General features: G+C 30.2%; 15 protein-coding genes. All 15 read right to left on the bottom strand.

Going from position 1 to position 15,927, the window contains the following annotated elements; genetic code table 11:
- Nucleotides 1-8: 8 nt before the first annotated feature.
- The 15 genes from KHA93_RS01935 to KHA93_RS01865 all read right to left on the bottom strand — a co-directional run bounded on the left by KHA93_RS01935 (nt 9) and on the right by KHA93_RS01865 (nt 15,918).
- On the bottom strand, nt 9-872 hold the full coding sequence (locus KHA93_RS01935; RefSeq protein ID WP_213109180.1) for a 6-hydroxymethylpterin diphosphokinase MptE-like protein: 864 nt from the start codon (nt 870-872) through the stop codon (nt 9-11).
- Nucleotides 873-922: 50 nt separating this feature from the next.
- Nucleotides 923-2,071 (bottom strand): protein kinase family protein, encoded by a 1,149-nt coding sequence (locus KHA93_RS01930; RefSeq protein WP_213109179.1) that lies wholly within the window; start codon nt 2,069-2,071, stop codon nt 923-925.
- Between the two features lie 70 nt (nt 2,072-2,141).
- Nucleotides 2,142-3,047, bottom strand: a complete 906-nt coding sequence (locus tag KHA93_RS01925) for a PIG-L deacetylase family protein (protein ID WP_213109178.1) — start codon at nt 3,045-3,047, stop codon at nt 2,142-2,144.
- A 44-nt stretch (nt 3,048-3,091) separates the two neighbouring features.
- The gene (locus tag KHA93_RS01920; protein ID WP_213109177.1) at nt 3,092-4,255 is read right to left on the bottom strand and encodes a glycosyltransferase; all 1,164 of its coding nucleotides are present in this window, start codon (nt 4,253-4,255) and stop codon (nt 3,092-3,094) included.
- A 29-nt stretch (nt 4,256-4,284) separates the two neighbouring features.
- Complete coding sequence (locus tag KHA93_RS01915) at nt 4,285-6,069, bottom strand: ABC transporter ATP-binding protein (RefSeq protein WP_213109176.1); 1,785 nt, start codon at nt 6,067-6,069, stop codon at nt 4,285-4,287.
- Nucleotides 6,070-6,111: 42 nt separating this feature from the next.
- Nucleotides 6,112-7,371, bottom strand: a complete 1,260-nt coding sequence (locus tag KHA93_RS01910) for a polysaccharide deacetylase family protein (protein ID WP_213109175.1) — start codon at nt 7,369-7,371, stop codon at nt 6,112-6,114.
- Between the two features lie 22 nt (nt 7,372-7,393).
- Nucleotides 7,394-8,449, bottom strand: coding sequence for a glucosamine inositolphosphorylceramide transferase family protein (locus tag KHA93_RS01905; RefSeq protein ID WP_213109174.1), 1,056 nt, complete (start codon nt 8,447-8,449; stop codon nt 7,394-7,396).
- A complete protein-coding gene (locus KHA93_RS01900; protein WP_233711017.1) occupies nt 8,450-9,604 on the bottom strand; it encodes a glycosyltransferase in 1,155 nt (384 codons plus the stop codon).
- Nucleotides 9,605-9,662: 58 nt separating this feature from the next.
- Entirely contained in the window at nt 9,663-10,859 is a 1,197-nt protein-coding gene (locus KHA93_RS01895) for a glycosyltransferase (RefSeq protein ID WP_213109172.1), read from the bottom strand.
- Between the two features lie 18 nt (nt 10,860-10,877).
- Complete coding sequence (locus KHA93_RS01890) at nt 10,878-11,903, bottom strand: glycosyltransferase family 2 protein (protein ID WP_213109171.1); 1,026 nt, start codon at nt 11,901-11,903, stop codon at nt 10,878-10,880.
- Nucleotides 11,866-12,891, bottom strand: a complete 1,026-nt coding sequence (locus KHA93_RS01885) for a glycosyltransferase (protein WP_213109170.1) — start codon at nt 12,889-12,891, stop codon at nt 11,866-11,868. Before KHA93_RS01885 ends, KHA93_RS01890 begins: the two co-directional genes overlap by 38 nt.
- Nucleotides 12,892-12,894: 3 nt before the next feature.
- Nucleotides 12,895-13,326 (bottom strand): FAD synthase family protein, encoded by a 432-nt coding sequence (locus KHA93_RS01880; RefSeq protein ID WP_213109169.1) that lies wholly within the window; start codon nt 13,324-13,326, stop codon nt 12,895-12,897.
- Entirely contained in the window at nt 13,313-14,500 is a 1,188-nt protein-coding gene (locus KHA93_RS01875) for a CDP-glycerol glycerophosphotransferase family protein (protein WP_233711016.1), read from the bottom strand. Before KHA93_RS01875 ends, KHA93_RS01880 begins: the two co-directional genes overlap by 14 nt.
- 17 nt (nt 14,501-14,517) lie before the next feature.
- On the bottom strand, nt 14,518-15,558 hold the full coding sequence (locus KHA93_RS01870; RefSeq protein ID WP_213109168.1) for a glycosyltransferase family 2 protein: 1,041 nt from the start codon (nt 15,556-15,558) through the stop codon (nt 14,518-14,520).
- Between the two features lie 15 nt (nt 15,559-15,573).
- Nucleotides 15,574-15,918 (bottom strand): helix-turn-helix domain-containing protein, encoded by a 345-nt coding sequence (locus KHA93_RS01865; RefSeq protein ID WP_213109167.1) that lies wholly within the window; start codon nt 15,916-15,918, stop codon nt 15,574-15,576.
- Nucleotides 15,919-15,927: the final 9 nt, after the last annotated feature.

The raw sequence follows: 15,927 nt of genomic DNA, 5'->3' as shown, positions 1-15,927 counted from the left end.
TTCCAATTCTATAAGACAGATTTTATTTTTGGGGCTCCCTTATTATTTTTTTCTAATACTTTATCTAGATTTACCCTTTCAAATACCTCAAGTATCCCCCCCCTTGTTGCATTATAAATTTTGATATTATGAGCATTAGCATGCTTCTTTGCTACCTTAAAAGCACTTATCATTTTTTCGGAAGCAGACATAAATGTTGGATCCACATAACCATACTCTCTAAAATGATGGTTCATATTTTTAGAATAGTTACAATCTAACCCAATTAGATAAATTTCCTTAAAACCCATGTATACAGCCAATTGTATAAGCGAATAGGTTATAGAATATCCGTCATAGACAACGGCAAATGCATTATTACTAAATTTTGTTTTATATTTTTTGTGGGTATGTTCATGGTTAAGTAAATGAAGCGGGTATATATAATCATTCGAATTTAAAAAAGGCAGAGATATAGTATCTGCAAAGAATTTCCCTTGAACATCAAGATGTTTTACATATTGCTCTAGCTGCATATATACATGTATTCCCTGAATCCCGTAATAAGTAGGCCTCCAATCAGTATCTTCAAAAGCCAAGCATATTGAATTCATACTAAAAGTAGTCTCATTTTTTAGTTTTACTAGATCCTCAATTTGTAAACTTGGGCCCGTCGCAACAATGAAACACCTTTCTCCTTCATGCTTGTTTTTTAGACCTTTTAACTTTTCATATTGATTTTTTTTATTAATTCCCATCATTCTAGTGATTTTTTTTAGATTGAAAATAATAATTGAAATAAGATAGGGAAAAAAAATATATTGTACTTTTCTTATTTTTCTAATTAACGAATGTGAGTATTTGTTCTTTTTTAAAGTTTCTTTTAATGACATTGATTTTTACCTCGTTAAACAAAAATGAAGTGCAAAAAAATAACACATTACTAATGTGTTAAATTTAAAGTATTTTCGGGTTTTACAACTTTTTCAAATAACATAAAAACATCTATCCAATATCCAAGAAATTTTTCTTGCTCGACATCACTTTTAGGATATTCCTGCAATTTAAGAAGAATAAACTCTAAATAAAATAGATACCGGTTAATATCTGATTGGCTTATCATATCTTTTTTTGTTGAAAAATAATTATTGTTTTCTACCAAATATATTTGAAAGCTATTCATAGTTGAAATTAATTCCTTAACTATTTTCGTTCGCAAATTATTATTAAAAACAGCTTTATAAAATAGAATAAAATATAAATCAAAATTACAACTTCTCATATTAATAGTATTCCAGTCTATTACACTCGTAATTTTTTTATTTGTAAGAATATTACCTTCCCAAATATCACCATGGGATAATACTAAGAGAACTTCACCATCAATTGAATTTTCCATGAGTTTAGTTTTGATAAAAGTATAAAATTCAAGAAAATTATTATATTCCGGTGTATCCCAATAAACCTTTATTAATTTCTCTGTACTTTTTGTTAGGCTTTGTACATACTGTTTTATAGGTATTACAATCGGATCAGTACTAAACATTATTGTTTCTATTACCGGGAATAACTTGGAGTTAAAATTATAGACGCTTTCATAATTAAATTGTGATTTTTTTAGATTAATGTAACACTCCTTTATATAACGCAAGTTAATATTCCAGTTTTTTATTCTAGGGGCCAAAACACATTCCTGGGATTTTAATAATTTTCTTATATTATTTTCAATCTCAGATATCGTAAAATGATCCGGAAAGACGGTAGTAACATCCTTTTCCTTAAAATTGATTATTTTATATTCTCCCAACCGAAGTACCATTAAACAGTGGCCGTAAAATGGGGTTGTAATTGAAGGAAAGGATTCTTTTGACTCCTTATAAATTTTCCTTCTTCTATAAAATAGATAAGTAATTTCTAAAACTCTCCATACTCTAAGTAAAGGAACGAAATTATCCAAAACTTTAATGTTTGTTTTTCTTTCATGAAAATTGAGGGAATTAGCTCTGAAAAATAAAAAATACATAAGGTTTAAAACGTTTGATTCTACGTTAATATATAAAGAATAATCGGTTAATAAATACGTATATTCCATATTTAACTCCTTTGAAGCTATAAAACTCAATTAATAAAATTGAGAAATATACTATCATAAATTTTTTCAATTATATACATTTATTAACTTCTTCAATTATCGGTTGTAATTTCCCTTTGGAAAATTGAGAATACTCATACAAATCTCTTTCAATATTTTCTATAGTGGCAATACGTATTGCTTCTCCTTGTAAAAAATATTGCTCAACATCTTGGGATTGATGACAAGCAAGCATTTTTCTCTTAAGATTTCGTTCTTTGGCTGAAATATCTATTTTGGTTTCTTTATTAGTAGATAAATGAGTTTGCAAAAATTTCACATTATGAGCACCTAAAGACTGATTTGGATTATATTCTGTCCATTCAAATACTTGATCATAACTGATTTTCTTGCATAAAGACTTAACTACAAAGCTAGTCAAATCGTGGTCTCTATGACCACCTTCAATACAATGAACATATATACGACCTGGATTAAATTTATTAATTAGAAAATAAATATCACCTATAATATTTTTTAGATAACGTTGAGTTCCACCATCAGGGAATCCTAAGCAATAGATATTTTTCTCAGGTATATTTATTAAGGACAGCGCATGAACAGCCTCTTTATATCTTATATTTGATTTTTTTTCAGATTCACGTGCATGTACAGCCCAACTTTCACCTCCCCTCCCTGTTCCATTAGTTATAAAAACAACCTTAATATTATCTCCATTTACACTATGTCTATAAAGGGTAGTTCCTAAGCCTAAAACATCATCATCTGGATGAGCTGCAAATACCAGAACATCCGTTTTATTCAAGTTATTTAAAGATATCTTACGTCCTAGCATTTTTTTAGGATAAACGTATAATCCCCTAGTATATTCAATTACCTTTATTAATTTTTCTCGTCCTTGTATATTGTCTATAATTTTTCCTTTAGAATATTGAAATAATTTAACCAAAAACTGTTTTAAATCGGGTAATAGCAAATTGCCAACCTCCCTTGTTCACAATTGTTAAGGTTATGGCAAAATCACACACTTTCTAATAATCTTTCAAGCTGATTTAAATCCATTATGTTGGTTTTTTTTAACTTTTCCGTAAACCTAAGAGATAGATTTCGATTATATATGAGTGTTTTAATTGCCATGTACATTTCGTTTTCATCAAATTTTATTATTAAACCATTATGACCGTTGACAATTTGTTCCCTTGAACCTGCAAAATCTGTCGTGATGATTGGTTTATTTAAAACTCTAGCTTCTGCTAGGGTTATACAATAACCTTCATGTCTTGATGGTTGGACATATATATCGCATTGTTTAATATACGGGTAAGGGTTAATTTTTTGTCCTAAAAGAATTAATTTATCTTTTAATCTATATTTCATTATCAAATTCTCTAGTTCGGAACGACAATCTCCGTCACCTATTAAGTACCATCTAATATTTTTACCCTCTTTCGATAATCTTGTTAGTACTCCAGGAATTATGTCATGACCTTTCTCTTTTGTTAACCTTCCGACAGTTAGTATTCGCAAACCATCAAATTCATCATAAAAACCACCTTCTCTTGAAGCTAATTCTTCTACTTGTTGCGTATCAATTATGTTGTAAAATACCGATGTCTTATTATGGAGATGAGGATAAATATTATTAAATTTTTCCATCGCTTCCTTTGAAACACAATATATTTTATCGTATTTTTCATAAAACTCTTGATATAATCTAAGCTGCTCTTTATATTTGGATACATCTGAATGAATCCAAGCTATCTTTGATTTGGCTTTTATATTGTTCATGACAAACACAACAGGAAAAGATGCAGGAACATGGTATGCAATCGCAAGATCATAATATATTTTACTTTTTGGTAGCATTTTTGAATGATACCATTCTTGTTTAAAGATACTTTTAGTCATTTTAGAAAGTAATGTAAACCAAGCAATTTTTATTGCCGCAATTAATTTTCCTTTTCTTGTATTCTTCCATATTTTTTCCAAAGTTGTTTTTTCGTTACCATATAAACAGTCCAATTTAATATAATTTGGGATTTCTTCTTCAAGTTCCCCACCTTTCCCCATTACTAAAACAGTTATTTCATATTTATCTTCTGGAATAGACTTTAACATTGAGATTAATGCCTTCTCTATTCCTCCCAATATCATTCGGCGAGTAACAATTACTATTTTTTTCATTTAATCATCTCACTTATTAATACTCATGTTTATATTGCTGAACGCCCAAGTTTTTTCTCCACAGAGACCAATTTCCCATTGTTAATTTTGAAAACAATATCACAATTGGCAATTGTGCTTAATCTATGAGCAATAATAATTAGTGTCTTTTCACCTTTAAGACTATCAATAGATTTCATTATTTCTTTTTCTGTTTTATTATCAAGGGCCGATGTTGCTTCATCCATAAAAATTATTTCAGGATTATGATATAAGGCTCGAGCAATTCCGATACGTTGACGTTGGCCTCCCGATAATCTTACTCCCCTTTCCCCAACAGTTGTATCCAATCCATCGGGTAATCCTTTTACAAATTCCATTAATTGAGCCTGTTCAAGTGCTCGCCAAACTTCATTATCATCAATATGCTTATCATCTACACCAAAAGCTACATTTGCACGGATTGTATCATCTGATAGAAATATTGATTGTGGGATATATCCTATCTTTTGCTGCCATAAGTCTAGTTGATCATTTAAGTTTTTATTATCAACTAGAATATTACCTTTATCTGGTTGAAAAAGACCTAATATAATATCAACTATAGTAGTTTTTCCAGCACCAGATTCACCTATAAATGCTACCGAACGTCCAATTGGAATAGTTAATGTAATATCTTTAACTGTATATTCAGTTTGGTTCGGGTATTTAAAAGAAACCTCGTTTAATTTTATTGAATCTGTGAAGTGTCTTTTCTGTTTTATTAATCGAACATGATCCTTATTCGAGATGGCGTCAATAAAATGATTACTGTTTGTTCTGTTTACAATCAAATCTTTGTAAATGACAGTTAAAGCAGGTTTACTATAACGTATCGATGTAAGTAATGATGTTACTTTTGTAATTGAAGGCATTAATCGAAAAGCTGCCATCGCAAAGAGTGCCATTGTTGAAACTAACTGCGTTGTATCCAAACCTTCAAACACAATAATTAACATTGTAATGAGAACAATTGAAACTAATAGAGTTTCTATAAAAAGTCGCGGAATATATTCTAACATTCCCATAAAACGACTGTTATTAGCACTAATTTGACTTTGAATGGTGAAGTTATTAATGAAGAAGTCTTCTTTTCCGGATACCTTAACTTCCTTACTCGCACCAAGTCCTTGATTTACCCATTTAATCATCTTGCCACTTACTTCTTGTTGCTCTTCGCCAAGTTGACTAATTTTTTTCCTGAATGTTTTAAAAAACAAAAAAACACTTCCCCCCAATAAGACGGAAGCTGTAATTGTTGCTAAAGGTGATGTAACAATTAACAGTGCTAGTATAAATGTAATGACAAGAAACTCCGTAAATAATTGAAACCCGGAAATAACGATCCCATAACAAACTCTATTTACCTCACTATTTACATTCCGAAGTAATTCAGCTGTATTACGTTGTATATGGAATGTATAGGGTTTTGTTAAATATTCCTTAAACAATCTACGAGATAATTTAACTTTTTGATTTAAAATTATCCTTATTTGTGTGTAGTTAAATAAAAGTAAATACAGATTTTTAACAACAAAAACCAATAGTAACATTAATACAGCAAAAACAATAAAGGCTGATGTCGTTTGAAAGTTAAATTGATTATATATATATGATAAGATTTTTTGTTCATGGATTACTTTTGGATTGGTTAATATTCCTACAAGGGGAACGATTAACCCAATACCTAATGTTTCAAATATAGCTGCAACGATCATCATAAAAAGTAGTAATAATAACAATTTCTTTTCATTTTCATTAAAAAGAATCATTATTTTTTCGATGGTTTCTTTCATTTTCACACACGCTTTCTCATTTTGATAATGAATTCTTTCTACTTAGATACAAGAGAATGAATTTCCAAAAGCCATCATGTTTAAACTTAAAATTACACAACTTCCTTTTAAATGTGTGAACAAAGAGCCCTCGAATGTTTTTTTCTTCTTGGAGAGCTGGCCATCAATACTTACATTTTTAAGTTTGGGAAGTTTCTTAAGCAATCTAAAATCATTTAATTCATTATTTCGCAGATTTAATTTCTCTAAATTCAAAAAGTATTCAATACCATCTAGATTAGAAATACCTTTGTTACTTAAATCTAATTCCTTCACTTTCATTAGCTCTTTAATCTCTATATCTTTGTAGGAACTAATAGACAAATGCTCCCTTACTGCTTCTTCCATTTTATGGTCGATAAAAGTGGCAATACCGGCAATTTCTGAGGTTGTGTAAAATTCCAAATTATTTTTCTTGGCTTCATCTATAATTGTTTTTATTAGTCTAGTTGATACTCTCCAGGTACCCCACTCACTCGCTTTTTTTCCGACTCCGTACAGTTCCCCACTATGTTCTTCCGGTAATATTGAGTGACAAGTTAAGATCAAATTTTTGCCAGTTTTTTTTAACAACTTGATTATTTTTCTTAAATAGTAGGCACTGTAAGAATAATAACCATCTAAACATATCGATGGGACATAACCAACAGCATTAAAGTTCGTTAAGTTGTCTTTATATAAATGTCCTCGAGCAACTTTGAAATATTTAGGGACTATTTCCTTTAAAATTTCTTCGTTGTATACAAAATGAGGAAACGCAAAAGAAACTGGCTTTTTGAATCTTTCATTTGTAGTAGAGTGTGAATGATTTTCCATCCAATGAAGAAGGGAATCGATTTCATCCTTTAGCCAGCTATCAACACCATATTTTAACGCGTAATTAGTAGTTGTCTTATGTTTAAATCCGTGATGAGCTATTTCATGGCCTTGCGCCTGCAATTCCAATAATTTATCTATTTCCTGTTGTGTATGTTCCCGATAATTCTCTAGAGGGTTTACTCCATTAATATTAAATGTTACTTTAATATCGTAATACCCAAACAAATCTTTCCCGTATTTATACCAATCATAGACTCTGTAACTATCATCGAATGAAAATGCAATTCCGGGTTTATTAATATAAGGAATACACTCATTGTTTTCTTTATTGCTAGGGAAGTAATCAATTTGTCTTACCATATTTCTGTATAATGTACTCCAATATCGCCATTTAAAGTAAGGTTTCAACAAATATTCAATAGAGCGTCCAATTTTTTTTATCAATCATCCCACCTCCACAGATTTCTCATGTTATGCTTGTTTTAGTTCTATTTTTCTCTATATATCGTTTATTAGACCTTTTTTCTTTAATAAAAGTTAAAAATTTTGCTAAAATACGATCCACTTTCCATAAGAAATAGTTTTTATTTACTAAATTATGACCATCTACAGCTACTAACCAATTATTATCTGAAATTTTATACTGATCAATAGAATGCATACCGTCTTTTTTCCAATCTGCCTTCATTTTAGAGCCGTTGAGTACAACACTCAGCTCTTCCTCTTCATATTCCCTTTCTGATAAATGAGTAATTTTAAATACCCGTACAGCACTCCCATAATTCGGTTCCCCGTCTTGTGTGTATCTAAATATATTGTTTTTCTCTACAATCACCCTTCCTCCCGGCCTAGTAATGTTATAATTGTTCTCTATCAAAGGACTTTTAACATGCTCTATCCAATTTGTATATAAATTGTCTGAATAAAAAAGATGCAATTTCCCACTCTTTCCGGCCATAATCCACCACTTATTCTTATAATAAAAAATACTCGCATCAACATAATTCCCCTGAATCATTTCTGATACTATTTCCCATTCATATGGGAATCTTTTAGCCTTATATAGCAAAACTTTGTTTGTTTCACATGTCTCAGGTATCATGTAAAAGTTATCTTTATATTTAAAAACATAGGGATACGATAAATGATAGGTTTCCTTTAATACTGTTCTTTCATAACTCCAGTCTTTTCCATCTCTACTGGTTGCTAGCCCTATTATCCCCTTATCTGTGGATTTATCCAGAATTTCAAAAAACATATAGAAAACTGAGTTATGATTAATGATAAAGGGATCAGCAACAAACTCTGCGTAAACATCCGACACATCCGAAGCTTGCAATGAAGGCAGCATACTATTGCCTTTTGTTTTTTTGGAAATAATGGATGGAGAATTAAAAACTGAAATTGACCAAACACCTACGATTAACTTTTTCCTAAATAACAAGATCATAAGTGGCAGTAATATGATTGAACTTATATATATTAGATACATGTAACCACCTTTCATTTCTGAAAACTTCAACTAAACTATATGATTAAATGCTAAATTTATATTATTTTTTTCGTTATTATTTAAAGCTAAATTTGTAGAAAACTTTTCACATAAATCTTTATTTTCAATTAATTTCACTACTGCTTTATAGATTTCGTCATCATCAGTATCAACAATTAAACCATTCTCGCCGTTTGATATTTGTTCCCTAGCTCCTGTAAAATTAGTTGTAATTATTGGTTTACCCAAAATTCTTGCTTCCATTAAAGTTATACAATATCCTTCATGTCTTGAAGGCTGAACATAAATATCGCATTGTTCCATGTAAGTGTAGGGATTGGGATCTGAACCTAATAAAATAAATTGATTTCTCAAGTTTTTTTGTCTTATTAATTGTTCATATTTTTCCCTTGAAGGTCCTTCTCCGACACAGTACCACCTAACGTCATACCCTTTATTTACTAATTTTTCTAGTACATGAATTGCTAGATCCTGCCCTTTTTCTTCTGATAATCTTCCAACAGTTAAAATCCGAATTCCAGCAAAAGAATCTGTAAATCCTACACCCATTTTTGCTTGTTTTCTAACAAGTTTTGGTGATGTTGTATTTAGGTACGTTTTTGTTTTATTTTCTAATGTCGGCACAAGAGATAATAAATGATTTTTCGCTTCTTTAGAAACAACAAATATTTTGTCAAATCTGCTATATATACTTAATGCAAATTTAGGATTAAACCCTATTTTTGTTACATCGAAGTGGATCCATTGGATTTTCTTTCTTGAACTGATCTTTTTTAAAACAAAATAGCTTATGAAATCCATGGGACCATCATAAGCTATAGCAATATCATACTCCTCATTAAGCACTGGATATTTTCTTAGTACATATTTAAAATAAATACTTCTATTATTTAACACCTTTGTAATAATATGTAACAATATAATTGTAATAGCCTTTAAAACTTTTCCATTTTTTAAAAATTTCAAAGATACTAGTTGAGGAGGTTTATTTAAAATATCTTTAATACCTTTATAACCATTAAAATATTTAACTTTTACATCAGATGGAATATGATCTAGGAAACCACCATATTTTTCAAGCATGAAAATAGTTATTTCATACTGGTTCTTAGATATATTGTTTATCATATTTAGGAGGGCTTTTTCAGTTCCACCAATGTTCATATTTATTATGACAAATATTATTTTCTTCCTCATAGAAAAGCTCGCTTTCGTTATAAACTTAACTAATTAATTTGTAAAATTTATTCAATTCCTCAAGATTCCCCTTCTTCTCATTTTTTAGGTAATTTATAATATCTTCTCTAAGTGCATTATTTTGAATTAGTGATATTATGCCATCCATAATTGCATTTGGATCCATGTCAACGACCAGCCCGTTTTTCCCATCGACCATTTGGTTATATACCGCATCAAACCTTGTTGTAACAACAGGAATATTTAACATTCGCGCTTCCGCAATTGCGAGTCCAAATCCCTCGAACCTGGATGTTTGCACATATATATCACAGTTTTTTATTAAACGATATGGATTTTCGGTAACACCTAATAATATAAAATGATCAGATAAGTCTTTTTCATTAATTGTTTTCTTTATTTCTTGCATAAGTGGGCCTTTGCCTAAAACATACCACTTAAAATTAATTCCTTTTTTCTTTAATTTTTCGCAAGCATGTAAAGCAATATCATAACCTTTTTGATAGGCTAATCTTCCGATTGTCAGTAATCTTATTCCATCAAAATTATCATTATCATGATAATCTTTTCCAATTTCAGCCATATTATTGATAAAATCAGGATCATTAATATCATATATAATTGATATTTTATGATTGTAATAAGGAAAGGTCTCTAATAGTATCTCTTTCGTTGAATCCGACACTGCTACAATTTTATTGTATTGATCGTAAAATTGCTTTTGAAAATTAGCTTCTTTGTTATCAAGCCTGTAACTCACATTTACCCAAGCAAACTTATTGTTTGCCTTTACCTTATCTGCTACATAGAATGTTGGAATCCCTTGAGCATAACTTATGGCGATATCATATTGTTTGGGATTTTTTTCAATTACATTAGAAGTGAATTCCCAAAATAATCTAGCTTTTTGAGCATTACTATATTTTTTTAACCTTAAATTGATAGAGAATTTTAGCCGTGATTTAAGCATTCTAAAATCTGAATTTTTTATAGAATAAACAATTGCATCTTTTATAGTTAATTTTGAAAAGTTAGTATACTTTAACGGCTTTAATATATTTACTTCCTTTGGGACCAATTTTTCAAGAAGTTCTCCATGTGCAAATAACATTAAGTCTACCGAATATTTGTTGTAATCTAATAATGAAAGTAATGTTATTAAACTTTTTTCCGCTCCCGCTGCCACTAAAGAGTCTATAACAAATAATAGCGATTTTTTCATTTTCTTTCTCTCCATTAGTTAAGTTGCTTTTAATGATCTTCTATCAACCAAATTTACAATACGGTCGAATATAACAGGATGTATAATGAACAAAGTTACCATTACTTTTTGTTTCGAACTGATATATGGATTTTTAATAAGAGGAAGTAAGCTTCCATTTAAGGTTTTCTTAAGCTGCTTCAACTCTTTCTTGGCTTCTGAGAGTCTTAAACGTCCCTCAAGATAATTCCAAAATAACACTTCCACATAACATTTAAATGCTTTTTCATGTAAATCAAGCTCTTTTACATGCTTAAAAAAATCTGAACGATCTTTTAATGCATATACTCTATCGAATTTTTTGGTAGAAAAATTTGTATTTACGATGCTATCTGGTCTTTGCACATAGTAGTATAATTTAGCAGAAATAGAGGTGATCTTGGTGCATTGATAATAAATTTTATGTGCTATATATTCGTCTTCAAAAATTCTCCCTTCTTCAAATTTTAAAGAGTAGAATAAAGAACGTTTATATATCTTGTTGACTGCAAAAATCCATCTTTCAGCCTTTTGGCCCATTGAATCGAAAATGTTATCAATTGAGTTATATAATTCATTTAATGCTTGAATATTTGTAAAGTGCTTTACATGATAGTTTTTGTTTTCTTGTTCGTTTAACTCGTCTATTTTATTAACATTTACTTTAATCACATCGCAAACAACTACATCTGAAGAATGCAATTCAGCATTTAGCAACAATATATGATACTTATTCTTATCTATAAAATCGTCACTATCAACAAAGCCTATATATTTACCTCTTGCAACCTTTATCCCGGCATTTCTTGCAGAAGATAATCCACCATTTTCTTTATGAATCACAATGATTCTCTTATCCCTCTTTGCATACTCATCACAAATCCTACCGCAGTTATCGGGCGAACCATCATTAACAAGAATAAGTTCAAAATCCGTAAAAGTTTGTGCCAAAATTGAATCGATACATTTAGGTAGATATTTCTCCACCTTATATATTGGAACTATGATACTTAGTTTTGGAGTCATCCTTTACATTCCCAACCTTAATATTTTTCTTAATGTTATTATGAGCTATCAATAATTTTGAACTTAATACCATTAAAGTGATCATAGCTTTATATTTTATTGACAAAGATTCGTTTAATATTATCTTTTTATAATGTTTTCGAACAAGCTTACGAATGCTATTTAAGTACTGTTTCGCCCGATCGGTTTCCTCTACTTGGTTCAAAATATAATAAATGTTATCCACACATCCATACGTAAAACAGGAAATAAATTCATTCGTTAATCCATCATATTTTTCACTCATAAAAGATAAAATTTCTTCCCAACCTAAAAAAGCATCCATTCTCTTTTCGTTAAATCTTGAAGTAAGGATGCTATCTGCACGTTTTACGTATATATATCCAATATAATTTGTATAAACAGATTTTTTAGATTTAGAAAATATCTTATAAGTGGTCGATAAGTCCTCGTGAATCCTTCCTTCTGGAAAGATTATTTTTTCAAAACAACTTTTCTTAAATAATTTATTACATAAAGAAAAACGGTATAACTGGCCTTTAAATAGTTCTCTCATTGCTTCAAGACCATTAAGCTCTTTATTAAATTCTTCTTCAATAGGATTGATTATTTTTCCATCTATTTCTCTTCCAAGCCGGCAAATAGCTATATCACTATCTGTTTGGATGCTGAGCTCTAATAATTTCTTATACATGCCATTGTCGATTCGATCATCGCTATCCACAAACCCTATATAATCCCCTCTAGCCACAGAAACACCGATGTTTCTTGCAGAACTGACTCCTCCATATTTTTTATGAATAACCATTATTCGGCTATCCTTTTCGGAGAATTCATTACAAATAATTCCACTGCGATCTGTTGATCCATCATTAACAAGGATTACCTCGAAGTTTTTAAAAGTCTGATTTAAGATGCTGTTTAAGCATTCTTCTAGATATCTTTCTACATTATATACAGGCACTATAATACTAACTTCTGGCTTCATCGTTTATATAACCTTTTCTTTATATTTAATTTTCTCTTTCAAAGCAGTCGATGAAACACCCTTTGTATATGGAAAATAGACGATATCTACCCCAACTTGGCGGAATTTATTTTCGACTTCACTAAAAAGAGGATCACCTTTCCAGTCATCCCCGACGAACATGGCATTGAATAATAATTTTTGCCATGCTAAAAATTTATCACGATTTGTTTGTGGAACAACTTGATCAACGAATTTTATTCCTTCAACTATCTCTACCCTTTCGTGATATGGAATGACTGGCACTTTAAATTTGTATTGCTGGACCAGTTCATCCGTACTTACGCCAACAATAAGATATTCACACTGTTCTTTAGCTCTTCTCAAGATGTTTAAATGCCCTACATGAAATAAATCAAAAACGCCAGTCGTGTATCCAATTTTATACTGCTTCATTCATAATCTCCCTACTTTCACCAAAGCAGATATTATTAATACGTCGAACTAAGTATTCACTTGCCTTTCCATCTTCGTAGGATCCAATTTTAAAAAAGAACTGGTCTAAATCCTTTGAGTAAGTGTTGGATTCAAAATGTATAATTTTATGCAAAAGCTCTTCCTTATTCATGGCTACTTTAAACGGTAATTCCAAAACATTAAAATATAAGTTTCTATCTTTCGAAGTATACTCCTCATAATCGGGAACATATAAAAAACAAGGTTTTCTCGTCATGGCAAAATCAAACATTAAGGAAGAATAGTCGGAAATCAAGATATCAGAGACACTTAATAATTCTTGAATGTCGTCATAATTTGTTACATCCAAAACATCTTTTCCTCGAATGATGTTATTTGATAAGGAGAGAAGATGCGGATGTAATTTGACTAGACAAATCCATTTTCCACCAAATGTGTTTTCAACCGTCCGAATGATTTTTTCAAATTCCAATTCATAAATCGTATGATCCTTATGATTTCGAAAAGTCGGTGCATACAAAATAATCTTATAATCGCTGGGGATGTTTAATAGATTTAAAACATTCCTTTTAAGGTTTACTTTTTGATTTAAGAGAAAATCATTCCTAGGGGTTCCGTGTTCATAAATTTCCCCATCATACCAAAAAGACCTCTTAAAAATATCTGTAGAAAATTTACATCCAGACAGTAGGAGGTCACATTTTTTGGAATCCTTTTTGGCCATCTCAACATAAGACTTTGGGAGTTTATCCTCTGCATCTTTTTCAATTTGTTTTAACCTTAGTGAACTATGCCATGTTTGGATATAATATTGATTTTTTCTTTTTACAAACAAATCCGTCGTTCTAAAGTTTGTAATTACAATTTTTGAGGTGCATAGCTCATAAAAATACTTCAAGGACATGTTTTTTACTTTCCTAATGTATGGAATATGTTTATGCTGTATAACATCATTGAAAGCCCAAACAATATCAAAATGATCCTCCGGCATATTTCGAATGATGTATTCCGTTATATATTTTGGGTTGCATCCATACTGACTTCCATAGTAACTCGTCATAAAGATTTTATTATTTTTAATAGGAAAACAATTGAATAAGTGAATAATGAAGAGGCTTATTATTTTTTTTAGTTTTTCGATTAGCCGATTCATTTATATAATCCCCTTTTTTACACTTTAAAACTAAAATTTTTTCTCTCAAATCCAACCTGTTGAGGCAGAACTTTTAGCTTTCTAGAAATTTTTCTCAATGCTAGAAAGCTAAAATTTATAATTGGATGGATATGAAATAATAGAAGCTGCGTTTTCATTTCTTTATTTCCTTTTACAGCTGCTAGAAATTCCTTGTAATGCATCTTGATGTATGATCGTATTCTTTTCTTGCAAATCCCATTTTCATCAATTCTCCGATTCATCATCAAAAGATTATAATGGATTAAGCAATTTGTTAAGATAACAGTAAAAGATTCGTCAATTAGGTTATCATAATGTTGTTCAATAAATTTATGCCTTTCTTTTAACCCTTCAATGATGTCCAAGTTTCTCAATGAATAATTTGCTACTATGCTTTCATCTCGTTGTAAGTAATAATACATTGGTTTGTGTGAAATGACGTATGTATTCACACGATGCATAACTAGATGTGCCCAAAATACATCTTCAAAAAGGACTCCTTTTTTAAAAGGGAGATTCTTTATGAGATTCGTTTTATACAACTTTCCCCATGCAAAGTTTTTTACTTTTTCATTGCGAACCAATTCATACATCAGCTCTTTTTTATTCAATAAAACATGTGGATCATTCTGGGAAAAATATCGATTGTCATAAAGTAAATGATCGTTATAAGCATAATAAAAAGCCGATTGAACAACATCAGCCTGATAATCCAAACTTATTTTCACTAACACTTCAACCATGTTTCTTTCTAACCAATCATCACTATCTACAAAAAGCGTATATTCACCAGTTGCATATTCCATCCCTTTATTCCTTGCATCCGATAATCCACCATTTTTTTTGTGAACTACATGGATCCTATTATCTTTCCCGGCATATTCATCTATTATTTTTCCACAATTATCAGGAGAACCGTCATTTACCAAAATTATTTCCAAATTTGTATATGTTTGTTCTAAAATGCTTTCGATACATCTATGAATATATTTTTCGACTTTATATATTGGTACTACAATACTTACTTTTGGAAACATATAATCCCCTTCAACCTAATGATTTCCATCATTTCTATTTTTCCACTTTATAAATTCCAATAAAGTTTTATAATCTTCGAATTGATCTTTTTCGACCCCTGATTCCTTAAGTTCGCGAGCAAAGCCAACCCATTCTTCATCTAAATGTATTTGCTCTTGCTCCATACTTGGATTTAGTAATATGCTAACGTCAATATCTAAGACTTTTGCTATTTTTTCTACTACATTAACAGAGGGATTTTTATTAACACTTCTTTCAATATTACTTAAATACGATTTTGCAATTCCTGCTCTGTCTGCCAGCTCAGTTAATGTAAGACCCTTTCTTTTTCTAATTTCATAAATATTTTTTCCAATCATTGATTTTTA

Source organism: Lederbergia citrisecunda (genome assembly GCF_018343695.1).
In the GTDB taxonomy this organism is placed as follows: Bacteria; Bacillota; Bacilli; order Bacillales; family Bacillaceae_C; genus Lederbergia; species Lederbergia citrisecunda.
The sequence above is the reverse complement of the archived record's forward strand: the minus strand, read 5'-3'. Positions and strand labels throughout refer to the sequence as shown.

Bases quoted from the DNA above. Each gene is read 5' to 3' on its own strand.
- KHA93_RS01935 (WP_213109180.1), bottom strand. From the start codon at position 872: ATGTCATTAAAAGAAACTTTAAAAAAGAACAAATACTCACATTCGTTA.
- KHA93_RS01930 (WP_213109179.1), bottom strand. From the start codon at position 2,071: ATGGAATATACGTATTTATTAACCGATTATTCTTTATATATTAACGTA.
- KHA93_RS01920 (WP_213109177.1), bottom strand. From the start codon at position 4,255: ATGAAAAAAATAGTAATTGTTACTCGCCGAATGATATTGGGAGGAATA.
- KHA93_RS01915 (WP_213109176.1), bottom strand. From the start codon at position 6,069: ATGAAAGAAACCATCGAAAAAATAATGATTCTTTTTAATGAAAATGAA.
- KHA93_RS01900 (WP_233711017.1), bottom strand. From the start codon at position 9,604: ATGAACATTGGTGGAACTGAAAAAGCCCTCCTAAATATGATAAACAAT.
- KHA93_RS01895 (WP_213109172.1), bottom strand. From the start codon at position 10,859: ATGAAAAAATCGCTATTATTTGTTATAGACTCTTTAGTGGCAGCGGGA.
- KHA93_RS01890 (WP_213109171.1), bottom strand. From the start codon at position 11,903: ATGACTCCAAAACTAAGTATCATAGTTCCAATATATAAGGTGGAGAAA.
- KHA93_RS01885 (WP_213109170.1), bottom strand. From the start codon at position 12,891: ATGAAGCCAGAAGTTAGTATTATAGTGCCTGTATATAATGTAGAAAGA.
- KHA93_RS01880 (WP_213109169.1), bottom strand. From the start codon at position 13,326: ATGAAGCAGTATAAAATTGGATACACGACTGGCGTTTTTGATTTATTT.
- KHA93_RS01875 (WP_233711016.1), bottom strand. From the start codon at position 14,500: ATGAATCGGCTAATCGAAAAACTAAAAAAAATAATAAGCCTCTTCATT.
- KHA93_RS01870 (WP_213109168.1), bottom strand. From the start codon at position 15,558: ATGTTTCCAAAAGTAAGTATTGTAGTACCAATATATAAAGTCGAAAAA.
- KHA93_RS01865 (WP_213109167.1), bottom strand. From the start codon at position 15,918: ATGATTGGAAAAAATATTTATGAAATTAGAAAAAGAAAGGGTCTTACA.